At 52.8% G+C, this 21,569-nt stretch carries 17 protein-coding genes and 1 pseudogene; 6 read left to right on the forward strand and 12 right to left on the reverse strand.

Annotation, left to right across the window (positions count from 1 at the left end; all coding sequences use genetic code 11):
• Nucleotides 1-56: 56 nt before the first annotated feature.
• The gene (locus B9P82_RS16770) at nucleotides 57-1,442 is read right to left on the reverse strand and encodes a NarK family nitrate/nitrite MFS transporter (RefSeq protein WP_047358146.1); all 1,386 of its coding nucleotides are present in this window, start codon (nucleotides 1,440-1,442) and stop codon (nucleotides 57-59) included.
• Nucleotides 1,443-1,654: 212 nt separating this feature from the next.
• Entirely contained in the window at nucleotides 1,655-2,233 is a 579-nt protein-coding gene (locus B9P82_RS16775) for a TetR family transcriptional regulator (RefSeq protein ID WP_047358147.1), read from the reverse strand.
• Between the two features lie 117 nt (nucleotides 2,234-2,350).
• On the opposite strand from B9P82_RS16775, the gene B9P82_RS16780 reads away from it, so the two are divergent.
• On the forward strand, nucleotides 2,351-3,838 hold the full coding sequence (locus tag B9P82_RS16780) for an MFS transporter (protein WP_101700656.1): 1,488 nt from the start codon (nucleotides 2,351-2,353) through the stop codon (nucleotides 3,836-3,838).
• Here the strand turns inward: B9P82_RS16780 and B9P82_RS16785 are convergent, their stop codons facing one another.
• The 3 genes from B9P82_RS16785 to yddG all read right to left on the reverse strand — a co-directional run bounded on the left by B9P82_RS16785 (nucleotide 3,839) and on the right by yddG (nucleotide 6,798).
• Nucleotides 3,839-4,219 carry a GFA family protein gene (locus B9P82_RS16785; protein WP_087121860.1) on the reverse strand — a complete coding sequence of 127 codons (381 nt, stop codon included), beginning with the start codon at nucleotides 4,217-4,219 and terminating at the stop codon, nucleotides 3,839-3,841.
• Between the two features lie 143 nt (nucleotides 4,220-4,362).
• On the reverse strand, nucleotides 4,363-5,457 hold the full coding sequence (gene ompD, locus B9P82_RS16790) for a porin OmpD (RefSeq protein ID WP_019076795.1): 1,095 nt from the start codon (nucleotides 5,455-5,457) through the stop codon (nucleotides 4,363-4,365).
• A 459-nt stretch (nucleotides 5,458-5,916) separates the two neighbouring features.
• On the reverse strand, nucleotides 5,917-6,798 hold the full coding sequence (yddG, locus tag B9P82_RS16795) for an aromatic amino acid efflux DMT transporter YddG (RefSeq protein WP_016156546.1): 882 nt from the start codon (nucleotides 6,796-6,798) through the stop codon (nucleotides 5,917-5,919).
• A 287-nt stretch (nucleotides 6,799-7,085) separates the two neighbouring features.
• Here yddG and fdnG point away from each other — a divergent pair, with 287 nt between their 5' ends.
• The 4 genes and pseudogenes from fdnG to B9P82_RS16820 form a co-directional block, all read left to right on the forward strand.
• Entirely contained in the window at nucleotides 7,086-10,133 is a 3,048-nt protein-coding gene (fdnG, locus tag B9P82_RS16805; RefSeq protein WP_085951054.1) for a formate dehydrogenase-N subunit alpha, read from the forward strand.
• A 13-nt stretch (nucleotides 10,134-10,146) separates the two neighbouring features.
• Nucleotides 10,147-11,031 carry a formate dehydrogenase N subunit beta gene (gene fdnH / locus B9P82_RS16810; protein ID WP_016156544.1) on the forward strand — a complete coding sequence of 295 codons (885 nt, stop codon included), beginning with the start codon at nucleotides 10,147-10,149 and terminating at the stop codon, nucleotides 11,029-11,031.
• Nucleotides 11,024-11,680 (forward strand): formate dehydrogenase-N subunit gamma, encoded by a 657-nt coding sequence (gene fdnI / locus B9P82_RS16815; protein WP_016153106.1) that lies wholly within the window; start codon nucleotides 11,024-11,026, stop codon nucleotides 11,678-11,680. The genes fdnH and fdnI overlap by 8 nt, the downstream gene beginning before the upstream one ends.
• 129 nt (nucleotides 11,681-11,809) lie before the next feature.
• Nucleotides 11,810-12,410: pseudogene (locus B9P82_RS16820) on the forward strand (inorganic diphosphatase); the annotation flags it as partial.
• Nucleotides 12,411-12,479: 69 nt separating this feature from the next.
• On the opposite strand, the gene B9P82_RS16825 reads toward B9P82_RS16820, so the two are convergent.
• The 3 genes from B9P82_RS16825 to sra form a co-directional block, all read right to left on the reverse strand.
• Entirely contained in the window at nucleotides 12,480-14,195 is a 1,716-nt protein-coding gene (locus B9P82_RS16825; protein WP_101700658.1) for an ABC-F family ATP-binding cassette domain-containing protein, read from the reverse strand.
• A gap of 309 nt (nucleotides 14,196-14,504) precedes the next feature.
• Nucleotides 14,505-16,202: a malate dehydrogenase gene (gene maeA, locus B9P82_RS16830; RefSeq protein ID WP_016153104.1), complete on the reverse strand. Its 1,698-nt coding sequence runs from the start codon at nucleotides 16,200-16,202 to the stop codon at nucleotides 14,505-14,507.
• Nucleotides 16,203-16,381: 179 nt separating this feature from the next.
• Nucleotides 16,382-16,522 (reverse strand): stationary-phase-induced ribosome-associated protein, encoded by a 141-nt coding sequence (gene sra / locus B9P82_RS16835; protein ID WP_016153103.1) that lies wholly within the window; start codon nucleotides 16,520-16,522, stop codon nucleotides 16,382-16,384.
• A 227-nt stretch (nucleotides 16,523-16,749) separates the two neighbouring features.
• Here sra and B9P82_RS16840 point away from each other — a divergent pair, with 227 nt between their 5' ends.
• Nucleotides 16,750-17,181 (forward strand): OsmC family protein, encoded by a 432-nt coding sequence (locus tag B9P82_RS16840; protein ID WP_019076792.1) that lies wholly within the window; start codon nucleotides 16,750-16,752, stop codon nucleotides 17,179-17,181.
• A gap of 47 nt (nucleotides 17,182-17,228) precedes the next feature.
• Here the strand turns inward: B9P82_RS16840 and B9P82_RS16845 are convergent, their stop codons facing one another.
• Genes B9P82_RS16845 through B9P82_RS16860 form a run of 4 tightly spaced genes read right to left on the reverse strand, consistent with a single transcriptional unit; the run spans nucleotide 17,229 to nucleotide 21,568 of the window.
• Nucleotides 17,229-17,999 carry a 3-hydroxybutyrate dehydrogenase gene (locus B9P82_RS16845; protein WP_101700659.1) on the reverse strand — a complete coding sequence of 257 codons (771 nt, stop codon included), beginning with the start codon at nucleotides 17,997-17,999 and terminating at the stop codon, nucleotides 17,229-17,231.
• Nucleotides 18,000-18,010: 11 nt separating this feature from the next.
• Complete coding sequence (locus tag B9P82_RS16850) at nucleotides 18,011-19,405, reverse strand: GntP family permease (RefSeq protein ID WP_196615732.1); 1,395 nt, start codon at nucleotides 19,403-19,405, stop codon at nucleotides 18,011-18,013.
• A 44-nt stretch (nucleotides 19,406-19,449) separates the two neighbouring features.
• Nucleotides 19,450-20,373 (reverse strand): 3-hydroxyacyl-CoA dehydrogenase family protein, encoded by a 924-nt coding sequence (locus tag B9P82_RS16855; protein ID WP_016153099.1) that lies wholly within the window; start codon nucleotides 20,371-20,373, stop codon nucleotides 19,450-19,452.
• Nucleotides 20,363-21,568: an acetyl-CoA C-acetyltransferase gene (locus B9P82_RS16860; RefSeq protein ID WP_016156539.1), complete on the reverse strand. Its 1,206-nt coding sequence runs from the start codon at nucleotides 21,566-21,568 to the stop codon at nucleotides 20,363-20,365. The genes B9P82_RS16855 and B9P82_RS16860 overlap by 11 nt, the downstream gene beginning before the upstream one ends.
• Nucleotide 21,569: the final 1 nt, after the last annotated feature.

Raw genomic sequence — 21,569 nt, forward strand, 5'->3', positions numbered from 1 at the left:
GCGGTTAACGCCTTATCCGGCCTATCGAACTGTCCGATCCTGCGGTATCCATTTTGTTATTTTTTTTGTGATTTACGGCCATAGACCAGCCAGGTCACCAGCACGCAGACGATGTAAAACACGAGGAATATTTTCATTGCGCCCACCGGAGAGCCGGTCAGCGCCAGCGATGAACCAAACGCTTTGGGGATGAAAAAGCCCCCCACAGCGCCAATAGCAGAGATGAATCCCAGCGCGGCAGCGGTATCGGTTACCGCCTCACGTTGGGCCTGTTCTTCAGTACCACCGTGCAGCTTCACCCGGTATATGGTGATTTTGCGAAAGATCACCGCGATCATCTGGAAGGTTGAGCCGCTTCCCAGACCCGCAGTCAGGAACAAGCCCATAAACACCAGGTAGAAGGCGACAAAGTTTCCTTCGCCTGACCCAGGCAGGGTGAGGAACAGCAGGGCGCTAAACAACGCCATAAAGATGAAGTTAATTAACGTGACGCGCACACCGCCGAATTTGTCAGAGATCACGCCGCCTGCCGATCGCGCAAGAGCGCCGATGAAGGGGCCGAAGAACGCCAGTTGCAGGATATTCACGTCCGGGAACTGAGTTTTCGCCAGCATGGCAAAGCCTGCCGAAAAGCCGATAAATGAACCGAAGGTGGCGAGATACAGCAGGCTTAATAACCACAGATGAAAACGTTTGAGGACCGGCAACTGGGAAGCAATTGAGGCCTTCGAACTGGCAATATCGTTCATTCCCATGCCTGCTGCTAAGGTGGCTATCAGCAGTAACGGAACCCAAATCCATGCGGCATTGGCCAGCGACAATAACGAGCCGTCGGCTTGCGGTACGCCCTGTACGCCCAAAAAGGTAAAGATAGGCAGAAAAATCACCAGCGGCGCGATCAACTGCATCACGCTGACGCCAAGGTTGCCGAGACCACCGTTAACGCCTAATGCGCTGCCTTGTTTCGCTTTGGGGAAGAAAAAGCTGATATTACCCATGCTGGAGGCAAAGTTTGCGCCAGCAAAACCACACATCAGCGCAATGATAATAAATACGCCAAACGGAGTAGCGTTATTTTGCACGGCAAAACCGAGCCAGACGCAGGGAATAACCAGAATAATCGTGCTAAAAATGGTCCACCGGCGCCCACCAAATATAGGTACCATAAAGGAGTAGGGAACGCGCAATATTGCGCCAGAAAGAGAAGGCAATGCCGTTAATAAAAACAATTGGTCAGTAGTGAAATTAAAACCAATTTTATTCAGATTGACGGCCACGGCGCTAAACAACATCCAGACGCAGAACGCCAGCAACAGACAACTTACTGATATCCAGAGGTTTCTGCGTGCAATATGCTTACCTTTGTTTTCCCAAAAGGCGGGATTCTCCGGTTTCCAGTCAGTTAAAAGATAACGATTATTTTTCTCATTTGATGCTGACATATTATTCTCCATGCCCATGCCGTTCATGAAAAAGAAATAAACGCACACAGCGCCGCGCGAGTTCTTTTTAGAAACTATTGAAAAGTTTTGGGAATATTGACTGAAAGAATAGATAAAAAAGCGCAATAACGCGGCGTGATGAGGGAATTACATGTTGCTTAAGTGTTACCAATTGTAAAAATAAAAGATGTATTATTAATTCATCTATAACATCAATTAACTAACTCTAACGTAATCATACGATCCAAATGGCGCACGAATGCAGGGTCGGCCATTTCCTCAATGCCTAAGACATAGATGCCATCCAGGCCGCAAACCAATGCGATTAAGCGCCAGGCCACCTCGGCCGCATCCGGTATTGCTGAGAATTCACCTGCACTCTGTCCTTGAGTGATGATAGCGGCGGTTTCTTCATGCCACATCCGCATGGTTAGCAGGTAGGCGCTTTTGATTTCCGGATCTTTATCCGCCAGGACCTGCGCTTCACGCCACAGTTTAATGTAGGGTTCGAACCCGCCATCTTCACTGCCCAACATGGCATGCAGTCGTTCGCGGAAGCTAGCGTTATCACTGACCTGTTCGGCATCCAGAAGGGTCCGTATCAGTTGCACAAAAGCGAGGGATTTTAACTCACCCGCAGAGGTAAAGTGATGGTGTACCTGCCCGGTAGACACCTGCGCTTCCGTGGCAATACGCCGCACCGTCATCGCAGTAAATCCTTCCTCAAGCGCGACACGCATGGCCGCTTGCAGAATAACTTCCCGACGTTCGTCCCGATTCAGATAGCTCATCTTTCCTCCTGTACCCGTATAGCACGCAGTCTAACAAAAAGTTGGACATACGTTCAAATTTCCGTAGGATCGCTAAAGCTGGACACGTGTCCAGTTTCAGTTTCGTTAGGGAGTTTTATGTTTCGTCAGTGGTTAACGTTAGTCATTATTGTACTGGTCTACATCCCTGTTGCGATTGATGCAACGGTGCTGCACGTTGCCGCGCCCACGCTGAGTATGACGCTGGGCGCCAGTGGTAACGAGCTGCTGTGGATCATTGATATTTATTCTCTGGTAATGGCCGGAATGGTATTGCCAATGGGCGCGCTGGGCGATCGTATTGGCTTTAAACGTCTGCTGCTGTTAGGGGGCGGATTATTTGGCCTCGCATCGCTGGCCGCTGCCTTTGCCCACAGCGCGGGTTGGCTGATTGCCACCCGGGCCGTATTGGCGATTGGGGCGGCGATGATTGTTCCGGCAACGCTTGCGGGTATTCGCGCCACATTCGCTGAGCAACGGCATCGCAATATGGCGCTCGGTGTCTGGGCTGCCGTGGGTTCCGGCGGTGCGGCATTTGGCCCACTGGTTGGTGGAATGCTGCTGGAGCACTTCTACTGGGGATCCGTATTCTTAATTAATGTACCGATTGTCCTGGTGGTGATGGCCTTAACCGCACGTTTAGTGCCGCGCCAGGCCGGACGTCGCGATCAATCGTTAAATTTCGGTCATGCAATAATGCTGATTGTCGCCATTCTGCTGCTGGTTTACAGCGCTAAAACCGCGCTGAAAGGGCATACGGCGACCGTTGCCATTACGTTGACGCTGTTAACCGGCGCGTTACTGTTGTGGCAGTTTGTCCGCATCCAGCTTGCCGCTTCCCGCCCGATGATAGATATGCGGCTGTTCACGCATCGCATCATCTTAAGCGGCGTTGTGATGGCGATGACCGCCATGATAACTCTGGTGGGTTTCGAGTTACTGATGGCTCAGGAGCTACAGTTTGTTCATGGTTTAACACCGTATCAGGTGGGACTGTTTATGCTGCCGGTGATGCTGGCAAGCGGCTTCAGCGGACCCATTGCCGGTATGCTGGTGTCACGCCTGGGATTACGTTGTGTGGCAACGGCGGGTATGGCGCTTAGCGCCGTCAGTTTTTACGGCCTGGCGATGACAGATTTCAGTACTCAGCAGATTCAAGCCTGGATATTAATGGCTTTGCTCGGTTTCAGCGCCGCCAGTGCGCTGCTGGCCTCGACGGCGGCTATCATGGCGGCAGCCCCGGCAGAAAAAGCCGCAGCCGCGGGCGCCATTGAGACAATGGCTTATGAACTGGGGGCCGGGCTTGGGATCGCTATCTTTGGTTTGTTGTTGAGCCGCAGCTTTTCAGCCTCGATTCTGCCGCCTGTCGGACTTAATCCACAGGAGATAGAACGAGCCTCATCGTCAATGGGTGAGGCGGTGCAACTGGCGCACTCGCTCCCGTCGTCGCTGAGTGAGGCGTTGCTGTCGGCTGCTAAAGAAGCCTTTACCTGGTCGCACAGCGTGGCCTTAAGCAGCGCCGGCAGCATGCTTATCGTATTAGCGGTAGGAATGTGGTTCAGTCTGGCAAAGGTACAGCGTCAATAACTAATGGGCTAAATGACAGGGGTAATCCATCTCTTCGACTTCTTTCCCACTCAGTCGAGCGTATTGCCCCGTCAGCCTCCAGAACGCAGGCTGTGTTTCCGTATAGATCTCTGCCGCTAAAACCAGGCGGCGGCGATCCACCTCATTCAGTTCCAGCAGCGTCCACGGCACAAAATAACGATCGCTGCCCGTTAGGGTAAACCACAGCGGGCACCCGCAACCGGAACAGAAGAAACGTTCACCACGATTTGAAGATGGGAAGTGCGAAGGTTCTGCTGAATCCGGCGACATCAGCGGCTGAGCGCTGGCTTCCAGATACATAGCGATGCCACCTGACCACTTCTGGCACAGCGTACAATGACAGGCATAGACATCCAGCATTTCGACGTCGACGGTAAAATGACTCTGCCCGCAAAGACAACGACCAGTGAATGTCTGCACGGCATACTCCTTATGACCGAGTCTACATTAAGAGAAAAAGCCAGCCCTGGAAGGACTGGCTTTGTATTCAGACTACAACAAAATTAGAACTGGTAGTTCAGACCAACAGCAACGATGTTGTCAGTGCTTACACCGGCAGCTCTTGTGAAGTTGTTGGCATCCAGCAGGTTGATTTTGTAATCAACGAAGGTGGACATGTTTTTGTTGAAGTAGTAGGTAGCACCCAGGTCTACGTATTCAACCAGATCCTGGTCGCCGTAACCGTTGATGTCTTTACCTTTAGACTTCAGGTAAGCAACGGACGGACGCAGACCGAAGTCGAACTGGTACTGAGCAACAGCTTCAAAGTTCTGTGCTTTATTTGCAATACCGATGATCTCAGTACCTTTAACAGTACCACCAAAGGTAGTCATGTTACGGGTTTCGGAGTAGGTGGTTGCCAGGTAGATGTTGTTCGCATCATATTTCAGGCCAGCAGCCCAAACTTCAGCGTTCTTACCGTCAGCTTTGAACTGACCGCTGTGGTTGTTCTGGGAGTCAGTACGGTCAGATTTCGCATAGGCTGCACCTACGCCGAAGCCATCGTACTCATAGGTAGTTGACAGACCGAAGCCGTCGCCGTTAGCTTCTTTGTCGGCGCTACGATCGTTTTTACCCTGGTACTGCAGGGCAAAGTTCAGACCTTCGACCAGACCGAAGAAGTCGGTGTTACGGTAGGTTGCAACGCCAGTAGTACGACCAGTCATGAAGACGTCAGTCTGGGTCCAGGTATCGCCACCGAACTCTGGCAGAACGTCGGTCCATGCGCCGATGTCGTAAGCTACGCCGTAGTTACGACCGTAGTCGAAAGAACCGTATTCAGCGAATTTCAGGCCAGCGAATGCCAGACGGGTTTTATCTTTGTCGGAACCCTGATCTTCAGAACGGTTGCCTTTGAATTCATATTCCCACTGACCAAAACCAACCAGTTGGTCGTTGATCTGAGTTTCGCCTTTGAAGCCCAGACGCGCGTAAGTTTTGTCGCCATCGCTGCTGGTATCGTTAGAGAAGTAGTGTTGAGCGTGAACTTTACCGTACAGGTCCAGTTTGTTTGCGTCTTTGTTATATACCTCAGCTGCGTTTACCGCACCTGCCGCCAACAGGCTAGTCACTGCCACTGCAACTAATTTAAGTTTCATTCTAAATAATCCTTATAATTATTTCTTGGTGTGTTTCCTAAACCATTGCTAAACGAAGGAGTTCGTCAATGGCAAACCATTTTTAAATGACGCAGTGGTATAAGTTCAATAATAAGTTTCATAATATTGCGAAATATTTGAAGTTGTGTGATCCAGATCTACATAATATAGCTGATTGTATTAATCTTAATATGTGACAGATCGGAATGGGTATATTTACATGGGGGACTATTGTGCGGACTATGATTTAAATGGCGTTAGTTTCGCAGGTGTAATATATACATGTGAAGAGATATAGATGACCGAGTAATACTTTCTGGCGTTAATTAATTTCCATATATTTAACATTTAATTAAAAAAATATAAACATAAACCGCAGTGGAATGAACAATTATTATTCATTAAATTGTCTAAAGTATAGCCGGATTTTATTTGTTTGTGATAAAACCCGACTTTTTTTCAGGCACGGCGTGTTGCCAGCCAGCAAAGCAGAGACCCCGCGCAGACCATCAGCGCTCCTTGCCAGAAGGATAGTGACAGCGGGGCACTGAGCAACACCGCGGCCAGCGCAGAGGACAGCACTGGAGTAAAATAAGACCCGACGGCCATAACGGTCACGTTGCCATGCAAAATGCCAATATTCCACGCGGCATAGGCAAATCCTAACGTTAATGCTGCAGTGAACATTTTAATCGTCACCGAAGTGCTGAAAACCATTTCCGGTTGAGGCGTAATAAAATAGTAAACCCACAAACTTGCCGCCGTTAGTAAAACGAACACGGTGATGCCGTTAAAACCTTTCGCATATTTATTGGTCACCGTGCAATACGTTGCCCAGATAAAAGCACCGAGAAAGGCAAGGAAATAGCTAAGCGGACTGCTGGCAACATTACTGATAATTTCTCCAGGATTGAGGCCGTTTTCGCCCCCCAACACCCAACAAACCCCGGTCAATGCGATGATTAATCCGGGAATCACCAACCAGGTTGTTTTTTGGCCATTAAATAAGATGGCGAATAATATTGTCAGACTTGGCCAGAGATAATTGACCATACCCACTTCAATAGCCTGGTGACGAGTGGCGGCATAGCCGAGGGCCAGCGCTAAGCATATTTCATAGCTAACAAAAAGCACGCTACCGGCGATTAAATATCGCACAGGAATTTTTCTGATATTTGGGAATCCGACGGTAAATATCAGCAACAGGCCGCTTAATGTAAAAATCATCGCCGCGCCGCCTGCCGGCCCCAGTCCTTCGCTTACCCCACGAATAAGCCCGACCATCGTGCTCCAGAGCACGATGGCAATAAGCCCAATTAACGTTGCTTTTTGTTTTGTCATGCTGATTGTCTGTCCATGGTACTGGCAAAAATTAAGCTGAAATGTATAGCACCTTTACACCGTAGCGCGCTAATTAATTCCCTTTTGTCTACTCCCTTATGGGTACAAAGGTTAAGCGAAGTGCACTATTTAGTAGCGGAACCGTTTCGTTATTGATTTGACGCAAAAAAAATATGGATATAGCTGATAGTTTCGTCGCGAAGTTGTACATGTCATCTTTCAATCATGCCGCGCTGGCGCAATTTGAGAGATTTCCTGTACGAATCCCTGCAAAAAAGAGGAAAGCAATGGACGTCAGCCGCAGACAATTTTTTAAAATCTGCGCGGGCGGTATGGCGGGAACAACAGTAGCCGCTCTGGGTTTTGCACCCAAAATGGCACTGGCTCAGGCGCGAAACTATAAGCTGTTGCGCGCCAAAGAGATCCGAAACACCTGCACATACTGTTCCGTAGGTTGCGGGCTATTAATGTATAGCCTGGGAGATGGAGCAAAAAACGCCAAAGAGTCGATTTACCATATTGAAGGGGATCCGGATCATCCGGTGAGCCGTGGGGCATTATGCCCTAAGGGTGCAGGATTACTGGATTACGTGCACAGTGAAAACCGTCTGCGTTACCCGGAATATCGCGCTCCAGGCTCCGACAAATGGCAGCGTATCAGCTGGGATGAGGCTTTCACCCGTATCGCGAAGCTGATGAAAACTGACCGCGACGCCAACTTTATTGAGAAGAATGAGCAGGGCGTAACGGTAAACCGCTGGCTTTCTACCGGGATGCTGTGTGCATCTGCGGCAAGTAATGAAACCGGCATGCTGACGCAAAAATTTGTGCGCTCACTCGGCATGCTGGCAGTAGACAACCAGGCGCGCGTCTGACACGGACCAACGGTAGCAAGTCTTGCTCCAACATTTGGTCGCGGTGCGATGACCAACCACTGGGTTGATATTAAAAACGCCAACGTCGTGATGGTGATGGGCGGTAACGCCGCTGAAGCACATCCGGTGGGATTCCGCTGGGCGATGGAAGCTAAAAACAACAATGATGCCACGCTAATTGTTGTTGACCCCCGTTTTACACGTACAGCCTCGGTAGCGGATATTTACGCGCCAATTCGTTCCGGCACGGACATTACGTTCCTGTCCGGCGTCTTGCTGTATCTGATTGAAAACAACAAAATCAACGCTGAATACGTTAAGCATTACACCAACGCCAGCCTGCTGGTGCGTGATGATTTTGCTTTCGAAGACGGCCTGTTCAGCGGTTACGACGCGAAAAAACGCCAATACGATAAATCGTCCTGGAACTACCAGTTCGATGAAAACGGCTACGCGAAACGCGATGAAACGTTAAGCCATCCTCGCTGTGTCTGGAATCTGCTAAAACAGCACGTTTCCCGCTACACGCCGGATGTGGTGGAAAACATCTGCGGTACGCCAAAAGAAGACTTCCTGAAAGTCTGCGAAGTGCTGGCTTCCACCAGCGCAGCGGATCGCACCACCACGTTCCTGTATGCACTGGGCTGGACACAGCATACCGTCGGGGCGCAGAACATCCGTACCATGGCCATGATCCAGTTGCTGCTCGGCAACATGGGGATGGCAGGTGGCGGGGTCAACGCTTTACGCGGTCACTCCAACATTCAGGGTTTAACCGACTTAGGGCTGCTCTCTACCAGTCTGCCAGGCTACCTGACGCTGCCGTCAGAGAAACAGGCCGATCTGCAAACCTATCTGGCTGCTAACACGCCAAAAGCGACGTTGGCCGATCAGGTGAACTACTGGGGCAACTACCCGAAATTCTTCGTCAGCCTGATGAAATCTTTCTACGGCAATGCGGCGCAGAAAGAAAACGACTGGGGCTTTGAGTGGCTGCCGAAGTGGGATCAGTCCTACGACGTCATCAAATACTTCAACATGATGGATAGCGGGAAAGTGACCGGCTACATCTGTCAGGGCTTTAACCCGGTCGCGTCCTTCCCGGACAAAAACAAAGTGGTGCAGTGCCTGAGCAAACTGAAGTATCTGGTGGTTATCGATCCGCTGGTGACCGAAACCTCTACGTTCTGGCAGAACCACGGCGAATCAAACGACGTTGATCCGGCTTCTATTCAGACCGAAGTCTTCCGTTTGCCATCCACCTGCTTTGCGGAAGAGGACGGCTCCATCGCCAACTCCGGTCGCTGGCTGCAGTGGCACTGGAAAGGTCAGGATGCCCCGGGTGAAGCCCGCAACGACGGCGAAATTCTGGCCGGTATTTATCACCGTCTGCGCGACATGTATCGCACTGAAGGCGGTAAAGCCGTAGAACCCGTGCTGAAAATGAGCTGGAACTATAAGCAGCCGGACGAACCGCACTCCGAGGAAGTGGCAAAAGAGAACAACGGCTATGCGCTGGAAGATCTCTATGATGCCAACGGTGTGTTGGTTGCGAAAAAAGGCCAGTTACTCAGCAGCTTTGCGCTTCTGCGCGATGATGGGTCTACGTCATCGTCCTGCTGGATTTATACCGGTAGCTGGACCGAGCAGGGCAACCAGATGGCCAATCGCGATAACGCCGACCCTTCAGGTCTCGGTAATACGCTGGGCTGGGCCTGGGCATGGCCGTTAAACCGTCGCGTGTTGTATAACCGCGCTTCGGCGGACCCGCAAGGTAAGCCATGGGATCCAAAACGCATGCTGATCCAGTGGAACGGCACGAAGTGGACGGGGAACGATATCCCGGACTTCAACACCGCAGCACCGGGCAGTGGCACCAATCCGTTTATTATGCAGCCGGAAGGGCTGGGTCGTCTGTTCGCTATCGATAAGATGGCGGAAGGTCCGTTCCCGGAACACTACGAGCCGATGGAAACGCCGCTGGGTACGAACCCGCTGCATCCGAACGTGATCTCCAACCCGGCAGCGCGTCTGTACGAAGCGGATAAGTTACGCATGGGCACGAAACAGGACTTCCCGTATGTCGGAACGACCTATCGTCTGACCGAACATTTCCATACCTGGACCAAGCACGCATTGCTGAATGCGATTGCCCAGCCAGAGCAGTTTGTGGAAATCAGCGAAACGCTGGCGGCAGCGAAGGGGATCTCCAACGGCGATCACGTCAAAGTTAGCAGCAAGCGTGGATTTATTCGCGCAGTTGCCGTGGTTACCCGTCGTCTGCGTACTCTGCACGTCAACGGTCAGCAGGTTGAAACGGTTGGGATCCCGATCCACTGGGGCTTTGAAGGAGTCGCGCGTAAAGGCTATATCGCCAACACCCTGACGCCGAATGTCGGTGATGCAAACTCGCAAACGCCGGAATACAAAGCGTTTTTAGTTAACATCGAGAAGGCGTAAGGGAGGCGAACATATGTCTATGGAAACGCAGGACATCATCAAACGGTCCGCAACAAACGCCATCACGCCGCCGCCTCAGGCCCGTGATTACAAAGCTGAGGTCGCAAAGCTGATCGACGTTTCCACCTGCATAGGCTGTAAGGCCTGTCAGGTGGCATGCTCAGAGTGGAATGATATCCGCGATGAAGTCGGCCACTGCGTCGGGGTGTATGACAACCCTGCCGATCTTAGCGCCAAGTCCTGGACGGTGATGCGGTTTACCGAAACCGAACAGAACGGCAAGCTCGAGTGGTTGATTCGTAAAGACGGCTGTATGCACTGTGAAGATCCGGGCTGTCTGAAGGCATGCCCGTCTGCCGGGGCTATCATCCAGTACGCCAACGGGATTGTTGATTTTCAGTCAGAGCACTGCATTGGCTGCGGCTACTGTATTGCCGGGTGTCCATTTAATATTCCGCGCCTCAATAAAGAGGATAACCGCGTATATAAATGTACGCTGTGTGTGGACCGCGTCAGCGTCGGGCAGGAGCCTGCCTGCGTGAAGACCTGTCCGACCGGGGCAATCCATTTCGGTACCAAGCAGGAAATGCTGGAAATGGGCGAACAGCGTGTGGCAAAACTGAAAGCACGTGGTTATGAACATGCCGGTGTCTACAACCCGGAAGGTGTGGGTGGCACGCACGTGATGTACGTTCTGCATCATGCCAACCAGCCGGAGCTGTATCACGGCCTGCCGAAAGAACCGCAGATCGATACCTCTATCAATCTGTGGAAAGGGGCGCTGAAACCGCTGGCCGCTGCCGGATTTATCGCCACCTTCGCCGGACTGATTTATCACTACATTGGTATCGGTCCGAATAAGGAAGTGGACGACGACGAGGAGGATCATCATGAGTAAGTCGAAAATGATTGTGCGCACGAAGTTTATCGACCGCGCCTGTCACTGGACAGTGGTGATCTGCTTCTTCCTGGTGGCGTTGTCGGGGATTTCGTTTTTCTTCCCGACTCTGCAATGGCTGACGCAGACATTCGGTACGCCGCAGATGGGGCGCATTTTGCACCCGTTCTTCGGACTGCTGATCTTCGTGGCGCTGATGTTCATGTTTGTACGCTTTGTTCACCACAACATCCCGGATAAAAAAGATATCCCGTGGCTGAAAAACATTGTGGAAGTGCTGAAAGGCAATGAACACAAAGTGGCGGACGTGGGTAAGTACAATGCCGGGCAGAAAATGATGTTCTGGTCGATCATGAGCATGATTTTCGTGCTGCTGATCACCGGCATCATTATCTGGCGTCCATACTTTGCGCAGTTCTTCCCGATGCAGGTCGTGCGCTATAGCCTGCTTATCCATGCGGCTGCGGGGATTATCCTGATGCACGCCATCCTCATCCACATGTATATGGCATTCTGGGTGAAAGGATCGATTAAAGGCATGGTCGAAGGGAAAGTGAGCCGTCGCTGGGCGAAGAAACATCACCCACGCTGGTATCGCGAAGTTGAACGACAAGAAGCGAAAAAAGAGAGCGAGGAAGGGGTTAACTAACTCCTGACGTGCCCTGATCGTAATGGCGCTACACCTGTAGCGCCATTTTTTTGCCAAAAAAACGTCATGTTTCTGTCATCTGCTGAACGTAAGGTATTGTCTTTCCAATAATAGAAGAGTTAAAAGACAATGCATCTGGTGAAAAAATTACTCGCAGTCAGCGTGTTTCTTTGTGCGTCCGCTCAGGCGCAGAACATCCTCGAATTTCCTCAACCGGAAAATACCCCTGAAGAGTTTTATGCCGTAACCGAAATCCCGGCAGGTGGAATGATTAAATATGAAACTGACGCCAAAACCGGTTTTATCGTGGCCGATCGCTTCCAGTCAATGCCGGTTGCCTATCCCGCCAACTACGGTTCACTAACCCAGTCTTTAGCCGGTGACGGCGATCCGCTGGATGTTATCTTTTATACCCGTGCGCCGCTGGCCCCGGGAACGTTGATTAAGCTGCGGGCTATAGGCGTACTGAAGATGATTGACGGCGGTGAAAAGGACGATAAAATTGTCGCCGTTCCGGCCAGCAAAATTGACCCCACTTATGACAACATCAAAGAGTTGAGCGACCTGCCTAAGATTGAAGTTCAACGTCTGGAGTCTTTCTTCCGCGTGTACAAAGATCTGCCGGAAGGGCGCAAGAAGGTCGAATTAAACGGTTTCAATGACGCCGCTACGGCAAAGCAAGAGATCAAGCAGGCCTGGGATGCCTGGAAAGAGAAAAAACCGCAATAACAAAAGATAAGCCGGATGACGGGCCTACACGCGCATTTTGCTGACGTAGGCTGCCATCCGGCAATACGGTTTACTCCAGTTGTGAGTTCAGGCGCTCAATCTCCTCACGCCATTGCGCCTGTAACAGCGGCTTTTGATGTTTCGGCTTGCGGGCAAGATCGTCAGCCAGACGCTGCTCCAGCTCAAGAAGTTGTTCCAGCACTCCATCGCTGTCACCGCTTATTTCGACTCTCGCAACGACCACCGTTTTGGGAACGGTTATCTCCGAGGATGTTTCCCGAATACGCGCATTGACCGCGTCCAGATCGTGCCATTCACTGAGTTCGCCCTTGTCGATCAACCAAAACCGGTTACAGCTTTGGCTAATAAGCTGACGGTCGTGACTGACCAACAACACGCCGCCGTTATAGCTTTGCAGCGTTTCTGCCAACGCCTCTTTACCTTCCAGATCCAGATGGTTGGTCGGTTCATCGAGCATCAGCAGGCTGTAGCGCGCAAGCGTTAGCCCAACAAACAGCAGCCGGGAGCGCTCACCGCCGCTTAGGGAACTGATCCGCTGCGCGTGACGAACCCACGGAAAACCCGCGCTAATCAGCGCCATTTTGCAGATATCAGGCTGCGGAGCAAACGGCTCCAGCGCGTCAAATAACGAATCGTTATCTGCGAGTTGGTGCAGCGTCTGGTCGTAATACCCCAACGTAACACGCGGGTGCAACACCAGTGAAGGTGATGCCAGTTGTGAGTGAAACTGTTGCCAGATAAGCCTTAACAACGATGATTTCCCACAACCGTTGCGCCCGACAATCGCCACGCGATCGCCGCTTTTTAACCGGAGTCCGGCAATGGAAAACAGCGTATCGGCGTCGGGAGCAGGGGCCACGGACAGATTAGTCATCTCCAGCAAACGATCCGCACGCAGGGCATCTCCCTGCAATGTTAGTGTCCACTGACTTCCTGACGTCACTTCAGTCTGTACCTCTTTCAGGCGCTGTACCTGTTTTTCCATCTGCTTGGCCTTGCGGGAAAGATCTTCGTTGTCGTAGACCCGCCCCCAGGTAGCCAGCCGTTTGGCGCTGGCGGTCACCCGGTCTATCTCCTTTTGCTCAGCCTTATGGCGCAGAGCATCGCTGATGTCTCTTTCTGCCAGAGCCTGACGCGCCGCGCTACAAGGCAGATCGAAGGAATGGAGAGTTCGATCGCGCAGGATCCAGGTTCCGTGAGTCACCGCGTCTAACAGCTGCGGGTCGTGGGAAACCACCACAAAACTGCCAGACCAGTTTTGTAAGAACTGTTCCAGCCACAGTAATGTTGGCAAGTCCAGGTGGTTACCCGGCTCATCCAGCAGCAGCAGGTCAGGGTTTCGCATCAGCGCCCGCGCCAATAACAGACGCGTGTGTTGGCCGCCGCTCAGCGTGTGTGCTGTCAGAGATAAATTCTCCGGCGTGAACCCCATTTCGGCGAGCAGTGCTTCAACTCGCCACTGCTGACCTGCGCGTTCATGCTCGGGCAGTTGAGCCAGAACAGCTTCCTGCAGCGTGAGCGGCAATATTTCGTCAGGCAGATGTTGTTCTACACGGGCGAGATGGCAGTGATTTGCCTGCGCGATAACCCCACTGGTCGGCGAAATTGTGCCATCGAGCAGTTTTAACAGCGTGCTTTTGCCGCAGCCGTTGTAACCGATAAGCCCGATGCGGTCGCCTTTTTTCAGGGTAAAGGAAAGATCGTCGAATAGCGTGCCGAATGCCGTATCAACGTGTAAGGATTGTGCGGTTAGTAATGTGCTCATTGTTGCTTACTCAAGAGTTACAGGCGTAAAAACGCCTCGTCAAACATCGCTGACGATAACCCGGTAAGCCCGAGAGAAGGGGATTTAGAAGTTAGCTTCGCTCAAGCAGAAGTTATCGCAGCACGATACCGATAACGCTTGAGCACTGGCGATCGCCAAAAGCATGTGAAACGATAAAACGTTCACAGTACAGCATAAGTATCCTCCTTATTATTTTCCAAATGTTAATCGATGGTGAAAGTGTAATCGTAAGTCACGCAGTCGCGCAAGTTCTGAGCGCCCGGCAGCAGAGTGCCGCCGGGCAAACCGTCAAATAGAGGTACGACGGTAGTCGCGGTATTCTGCCTGCCAGAAATTATCGTCAATCGCCTGTTGCAGCGCTTCGGCGGAGGTTTTCACCGCCACGCCTTGCTGCTGGGCCATTTTACCGACGGCAAACGCGATGGCGCGGGAAACGGTCTGAATATCTTTCAGCTCAGGTAACACCAGTCCTTCGCCGTTGAGCACCAGCGGTGAATACTGCGCCAGCGTTTCACTGGCTGACATCAGCATTTCATCGGTGATACGCGATGCGCCAGAAGCAATTACCCCCAGACCAATTCCCGGGAAGATATAGGCATTGTTACATTGGGCAATGGGATAGATTTTCTCTTTCCACAGTACCGGTGCGAACGGGCTACCGGTCGCAACCAGCGCGTTACCCTCGGTCCAGGCGATAATATCCTGTGGCGTGGCTTCTACGCGGGAAGTCGGGTTAGACAGCGGCATGACGATCGGACGCGGGCAATGCTTATGCATTTCGCGAATGATCTCTTCGGTAAACAGGCCGGTCTGTCCGGAAACACCAATCAGGATGTCCGGCTTAACGTTGCGTACCACATCGAGTAACGACAGCACATCTTCTTGCGTATCCCAGTGCTGCAGATTTTCGCGTTTTTGCACCAGTTTGGTCTGGAAAGAGAGCAGGTTCGGCATCTTATCGGTTAACAGGCCGAAGCGATCGACCATAAACACGCGTTGACGCGCCGCTTCTTCGCTTAAACCTTCACGCTGGATTTGCGCGATGATCTGCTCGGCAATTCCGCAACCGGCGGAACCTGCCCCGAGGAAGACAATGTTCTGTTCGCTTAACTGGCTACCGGCAGCACGGCTGGCCGCAATCAGCGTGCCAACGGTCACCGCAGCGGTACCCTGAATATCGTCGTTAAACGAGCAAATTTCATCGCGATAGCGGGTCAACAGCGGCATGGCGTTTTTCTGTGCGAAGTCTTCAAACTGCAACAGCACGTCCGGCCAGCGATGCTTCACAGCCTGGATGAATTCATCGACAAATTCGTAGTATTCATCATCGGTGATACGCGGATTACGCCAGCCCATATACAGCGGATCGTTGAGCAGTTGCTGGTTGTTGGTTCCGACGTCCAGTACCACCGGCAGGGTGTAGGCCGGGCTGATCCCACCACACGCGGTATACAGCGACAGTTTACCGATTGGAATACCCATCCCGCCGATCCCCTGATCGCCAAGACCCAAAATACGCTCCCCATCGGTGACAACGATGACCTTGATATTGTGGTTAGGAACGTTTTGCAGGATATCGTCCATATTGTGGCGGTTCTGATAAGAGATAAACACGCCGCGCGCGCGACGATAAATCTCGGAGAAACGCTCACAGGCCGCGCCAACCGTTGGGGTATAGATAACCGGCATCATCTCATCAAGGTGATTATGCACCAGGCGGTAAAACAGGGTTTCGTTGGTGTCCTGGATGTTGCGCAGGTAAATATGTTTATCGATTTCGGTTTTGAATCCCTGATATTGGATCCAGGCGCGTTCAGCCTGTTCTTCAATCGTCTCGACCACTTCCGGCAGTAACCCCAGCAGGTTGAAGTTACGGCGTTCTTCCGCACTGAAAGCACTCCCTTTATTCAGTAAAGGGAATTCAAGCAGAACCGGGCCAGCGTAGGGGATGTAAAGGGAACGCAGTTTTTTAGTTTCGTTTTCCATGTCACTCACTCTTTTTTGAATAACCGTCCCTGGCACTCTTTATGATCGTATGTGGCCTGTCAGCCAGGGAAACGGCCGAAGTATAAAGCATTGTGAATGGGTTAAGGGGTTTTATAAGCAAAAACACCACTGCGGTTGCAATGGTGTTTATCTCGTTATTCAGTCAGACGTGCGAAAGGCTATTTGGCGTCAGCGCGGCGCTTTCTTCCGGTAGGATTATTGACCACGTTGGTTTTGTCACCTTCGGTCACGACTTTACGTTGGTTTGAGATTTTGTGGTCCAGTCCGAGAATATGACGGGCCTGACGGTTCGATTTCATTCTAACTCCTTAATCCTGTTACTGGTTTCAAGGGCGAGTCCGTATGAGAACGGACGAAATACAACCTGATAGAAAGCCGATGTTGAAAATAGCGGCTTTCTGGATGGTCGGTCATTTCAGCTGAAAGGTCAATGCTTAAGCGGCAAATGAGAACTATCCCGTATGTGCCATGCTTTTTCTCAGCCGTCCTATACTTGTAACTCCAACGACAACACAGGAGAGCGGTAATGACTATCCATAAGAAAGGTCAGGCACACTGGGAAGGCGACATTAAGCGCGGTAAAGGTACCGTATCGACCGAAAGTGGGGTGTTGAATCAGCAACCGTATGGGTTTAATACCCGATTTGAAGGGGCGAAAGGCACCAATCCTGAAGAGTTGATTGGCGCGGCGCATGCAGCCTGCTTCTCAATGGCGCTTTCGCTCATGCTGGGCGAAGCGGGTTTTACCCCAGATGCCATTGATACCACTGCCGATGTTTCTCTGGATAAAGTGGATGCCGGATTTGCTATCACCAAAGTCGCGCTACACAGTCAGGTGAGCGTCCCGGGGATAGATGCCGCCACGTTTGACGGCATCATCCAGAAAGCAAAAGCCGGCTGCCCGGTATCACAGGTACTGAACGCGGAAATCACGCTGGATTATCAGTTAAAATCGTAAAGATGGTGTGCCGGATGCGACGGGGTCTTATCCGGCACCAGATGTCTTTATTGCGCCACCCAGCCGCCATCCATATTCCACGCCACGCCACGCACCTGCGACGCCCCGTCTGAGCACAAAAATAGCGCAAGCTCACCCAACTGTTGCGGCGTGACGAATTCGCGCGACGGCTGTTTTTCCGCCAGCAGGGCGTCACGCGCAGCTTCAGGCTCAGCGCCTTCGGCAATACGTTTATCGATTTGCTGCTGGACCAACGGCGTAAGCACCCAACCGGGGCACAGCGCATTACAGGTAATACCCGTCTGCGCGGTTTCCAGCGCAATGGTTTTGGTTAATCCCACCACGCCGTGCTTCGCCGCCACATAGGCGGATTTCTCTTTTGAGGCCACCAGGCCATGAACAGAAGCGATATTGATGATGCGTCCCCAGTTACGCGTACGCATGCCGGGAAGCGCCAGGCGCGTGGTGTGAAAGACAGAAGAGAGGTTAATGGCGATAATCGCGTTCCATTCATCAACCGGGAAGGTCTCCACCGGTGAAACATGCTGGATCCCGGCATTGTTGACCAGAATATCCACACCGCCAAATTCGCTATCGGCATAGCGCATCATGTCGGCAATTTGCGCTTCATCGCTCAGGTCCGCGCCATGATAGCCTGGCGTTTTGCCATATTGTGCAATGGCATCTTTGGCGGCTTCCACATCACCAAATCCGTTAAGGATCAGGGTAGCGCCCGCTTGCGCCAGCACCTGTGCGATGCCTAATCCAATACCGCTGGTAGAGCCGGTAACCAGAGCGGTTTTTCCCGTTAAGTTCATGATGATTCTCCTTAAACAATTCCGGTGGTGTAGAAGACGCCGATAACAAACAGCACGGCCAGACTTTTAATTACGGTAATGGCGAATATCCCGCCGTACGCCTGACGATGGCTAAGACCGGTTATGGCCAGCAGGGTAATGACCGCACCGTTATGTGGCAGGGTATCCATACCACCACTGGCCATTGACGCCACGCGGTGGAAGACCTCGAGGGGAATATTGGCGGCATGGGCGGCGGCAATAAAAGTGTCAGACATGGCGGCGAGGGCAATACTCATCCCGCCAGACGCTGAACCGGTGATCCCGGCAAGCGTAGTGATACTGATAGCCTCATTGAGCAGCGGGTCGGGAATGGCCGCCAGCGCTTTTGACAGCACAAGGAAACCTGGCAGGGCGGCGATCACTGCGCCAAAACCGTATTCTGATGCGGTGTTCATGGCCGCGAGGATCGCGCCGCCAACCGCCGTTCGGCTCCCTTCCGCCAGGCGACCTTTAATGTTGCGATAGCCGAAGAGTACCACCAGCAGGATCCCAGAAATCAGCGCCGCTTCTACCGCCCAGATAGCGGTGATTTTACCGACTTCGGTGGTAATCGGTTTGGCAAGGCCCGGAAGTTCCAGTTGATGCGTAGCGCCATACCATTGCGGGATCCAGTGGGTAAATAGTAGGTTAAAAACGCCAACCAGGATCAGCGGAGAGATAGCAATTATCGGGTTCGGCAGGTTAATGTTATCCGGCGTTTCCGGCTCGTTTAACAGTTCAGTGCCATACCCTTCATTCTTTGCCTGCGCTTTACGACGCTGGCGCTCGAGATAAACCAGACCGACAACGATGATAAACAGAGAGCCGATCAAACCCAGCCAGGGCGCGGCCCAGGCGTTAGTTCCAAAGAAGCTGGTCGGAATAATGTTCTGGATCTGCGGCGTGCCTGGCAGAGCGTCCATGGTGAAAGAAAACGCGCCCAGCGCAACGGTGGCCGGGATCAGGCGCTTCGGAATATTACTCTGACGGAACAGCTCCGCCGCAAACGGATATACCGCAAATGCCACCACGAACAGCGATACGCCGCCGTAGGTCAACAGTGCACACACCAGCACAATCACAGGGATGGCGTGACGACGCCCGAGAATGTTGATGGCGGCGGCAACGATGGAGCGAGAAAAACCCGATAACTCGATTAACTTGCCAAACACAGCGCCCAGTAAGAACACCGGGAAGTAAAGCTTCACAAAACCGACCATTTTTTCCATAAACAGGCCGGTGAAGGCAGGGCCGACGGCGCTGGGTTCGGTGAGCAATACAGCACCTAATGCCGCGATGGGGGCAAACAGGATGACGCTATATCCGCGATAGGCTGCCAGCATCAGCAGGCCCAACGCTGCCAGGGCGATTAATACACTCATCATGACTCCTCAATATCATTGTTATAGTGGGGGTACAGAAAGAGAAGTTACGGTTTCAGGGCAAAGCGCAGCTGATGCTCTCTGCGTTGCTGGATATATTCCTTGCGCGAATCATCCCAGCGATAAAATCCCTGACCGCTGCGCAAACCGGTATCACCGTTAGCCACCTTGTCAGCGACCAGAGACATCATGTCGCTCCCGGTTGCCAGCTCCGGTAGCAGATGCCGACAAATGTCCTGTACCGTAGAAAGTCCGGTCATATCCGCCGCCTCCAGCGGACCGACCATCGCATAGCGACGACCGAGCGAGGCGCGCATTACCTGATCCACCACCTCTGCGCTGGCGATCCCGCTTTTTACGATATGCAACGCTTCACGCAGCAGAGCGAACTGCAGGCGATTACCGACAAACCCCGGCGCGGCGCGGTCGAGCACGACGGCTTCCAGCTGCATCGAAAGCAGCAGCTGTTGCAGTTCCTGCAGATATTCCGGCTTCGTGGCCGTGCCGGGTACAATCTCGACCAGTGGAATAAAATGCGGCGGGTGCCAGAAATGGGCGATTAACAACCGCTCAGGATGGGCGAGCTTTTCTGCCAGCGCATCCGGCGGCAGGCCGCTGGTGTTACTGGCAATGACGGCCTCAGGCGCGATCAGTGCTTCCAGTTGTGCATACAACGCGTGCTTGAGTTCGAGTCGCTCCGGGATGGCTTCGATCAGTAACCCGCACGCGGCAATATCGTGCAGCGAGGTAGTACCATGCAGACGACTCACAGCCTGTTCTTTGTCGTTTTTAGGAAACTGTTCGGTGGCAATCAGTTCATCCAGAATACCGCTGGCAACTGCGCCAATGTCTGCAATACGGTTGCTATCAGTGTCGTACAGCCAGACATCGTGACCATAACGGACGAAGTGGGTGGCAATACCGACACCCATTAACCCCGCGCCCAGTACGCAGATATGCTTACTTTTCATGAGATACCTCCTGCGGGCGCTCAACCGCCAGCGCCACCCCCTGACCGCCGCCTACGCACAGCGTAGCCAGCCCTTTGGCAGCGTTACGGCGGGCCATTTCGTGCAGCAAAGTCACCAGAATTCGGCAACCTGACGCGCCAATGGGATGGCCCAGCGCAATCGCGCCGCCGTTTACGTTCACCCGATTGCTGTCCCAGTTCAGGGATTCGCCAACCGCCAGCGCTTGCGCGGCAAAGGCTTCGTTGGCTTCAATGAGATCGACATCATTCAACGTCCAGCCAGCTCGCTTCAGGCACTGAAGTGATGCCTCTACCGGCCCAATGCCCATAATCGCAGGGTCGACGCCGGAGACGGCGTAGCCCGCCACTCTGGCAAGAACCGGCAGATTGAGTTCTGCTGCTTTGGCGGCGCTCATCAACATCACCGCGGCGGCGCCATCGTTGATTGAAGAGGCATTCCCGGCGGTCACCGTGCCGTTACCTGGGCGAAACGCTGGTTTGAGCTGCGCCAGCTTTTCAGCCTGCGTATCCGGACGAGGCTGTTCGTCACGATCCACGACACGCGGCGGTTTTTTGCCCTGTGGGACGCTGACTGGCGTGATTTCCGCGCTAAAACGACCGGCTTCAATGGCGGCGGCCGCTTTTTGCTGTGAGCGCAGGGCAAAGGCGTCCTGCTGCTCGCGACCGATCACGAACTTATCCGCCAGATTTTCCGCGGTAATCCCCATGTGATAGTCGTTAAACGCATCCCACAGACCGTCATGCACCACGCTGTCTTTCATGCTGGCATGACCGAGCCGCAGTCCCGCCCGGGCACCGTCGAGGAAATAGGGCGCATTGCTCATGCTCTCCTGCCCACCGGCAATCACAATTTGCGCATCGCCGCAGCGAATCGCCTGGACCGCCTGATGCACCGCCTTCATGCCCGAGCCGCACACCAGATTCAGGGTTAACGCGGGCGTGGTGACCGGCAGTCCTGCGCGTAACGCCGTTTGCCTGGCAGGGTTCTGGCCGCAGCCTGCCGTCAGAACCTGGCCGAAGATCACTTCATCAATTTGCTCAGGTGCCACGGCGGTTTTTTCCAGCAGCGCACGGATCACCACTGAACCTAGTTCAACCGCGGAAAGCGGCGCCAGCGCGCCATGAAAACTGCCAATTGGGGTGCGCGTTGCCGCGACAATAACAACATCCTGCATG

Origin of the sequence: Citrobacter sp. L55 (assembly GCF_002850715.1) — a bacterium.
Taxonomy (GTDB): Bacteria; Pseudomonadota; Gammaproteobacteria; order Enterobacterales; family Enterobacteriaceae; genus Citrobacter; species Citrobacter braakii.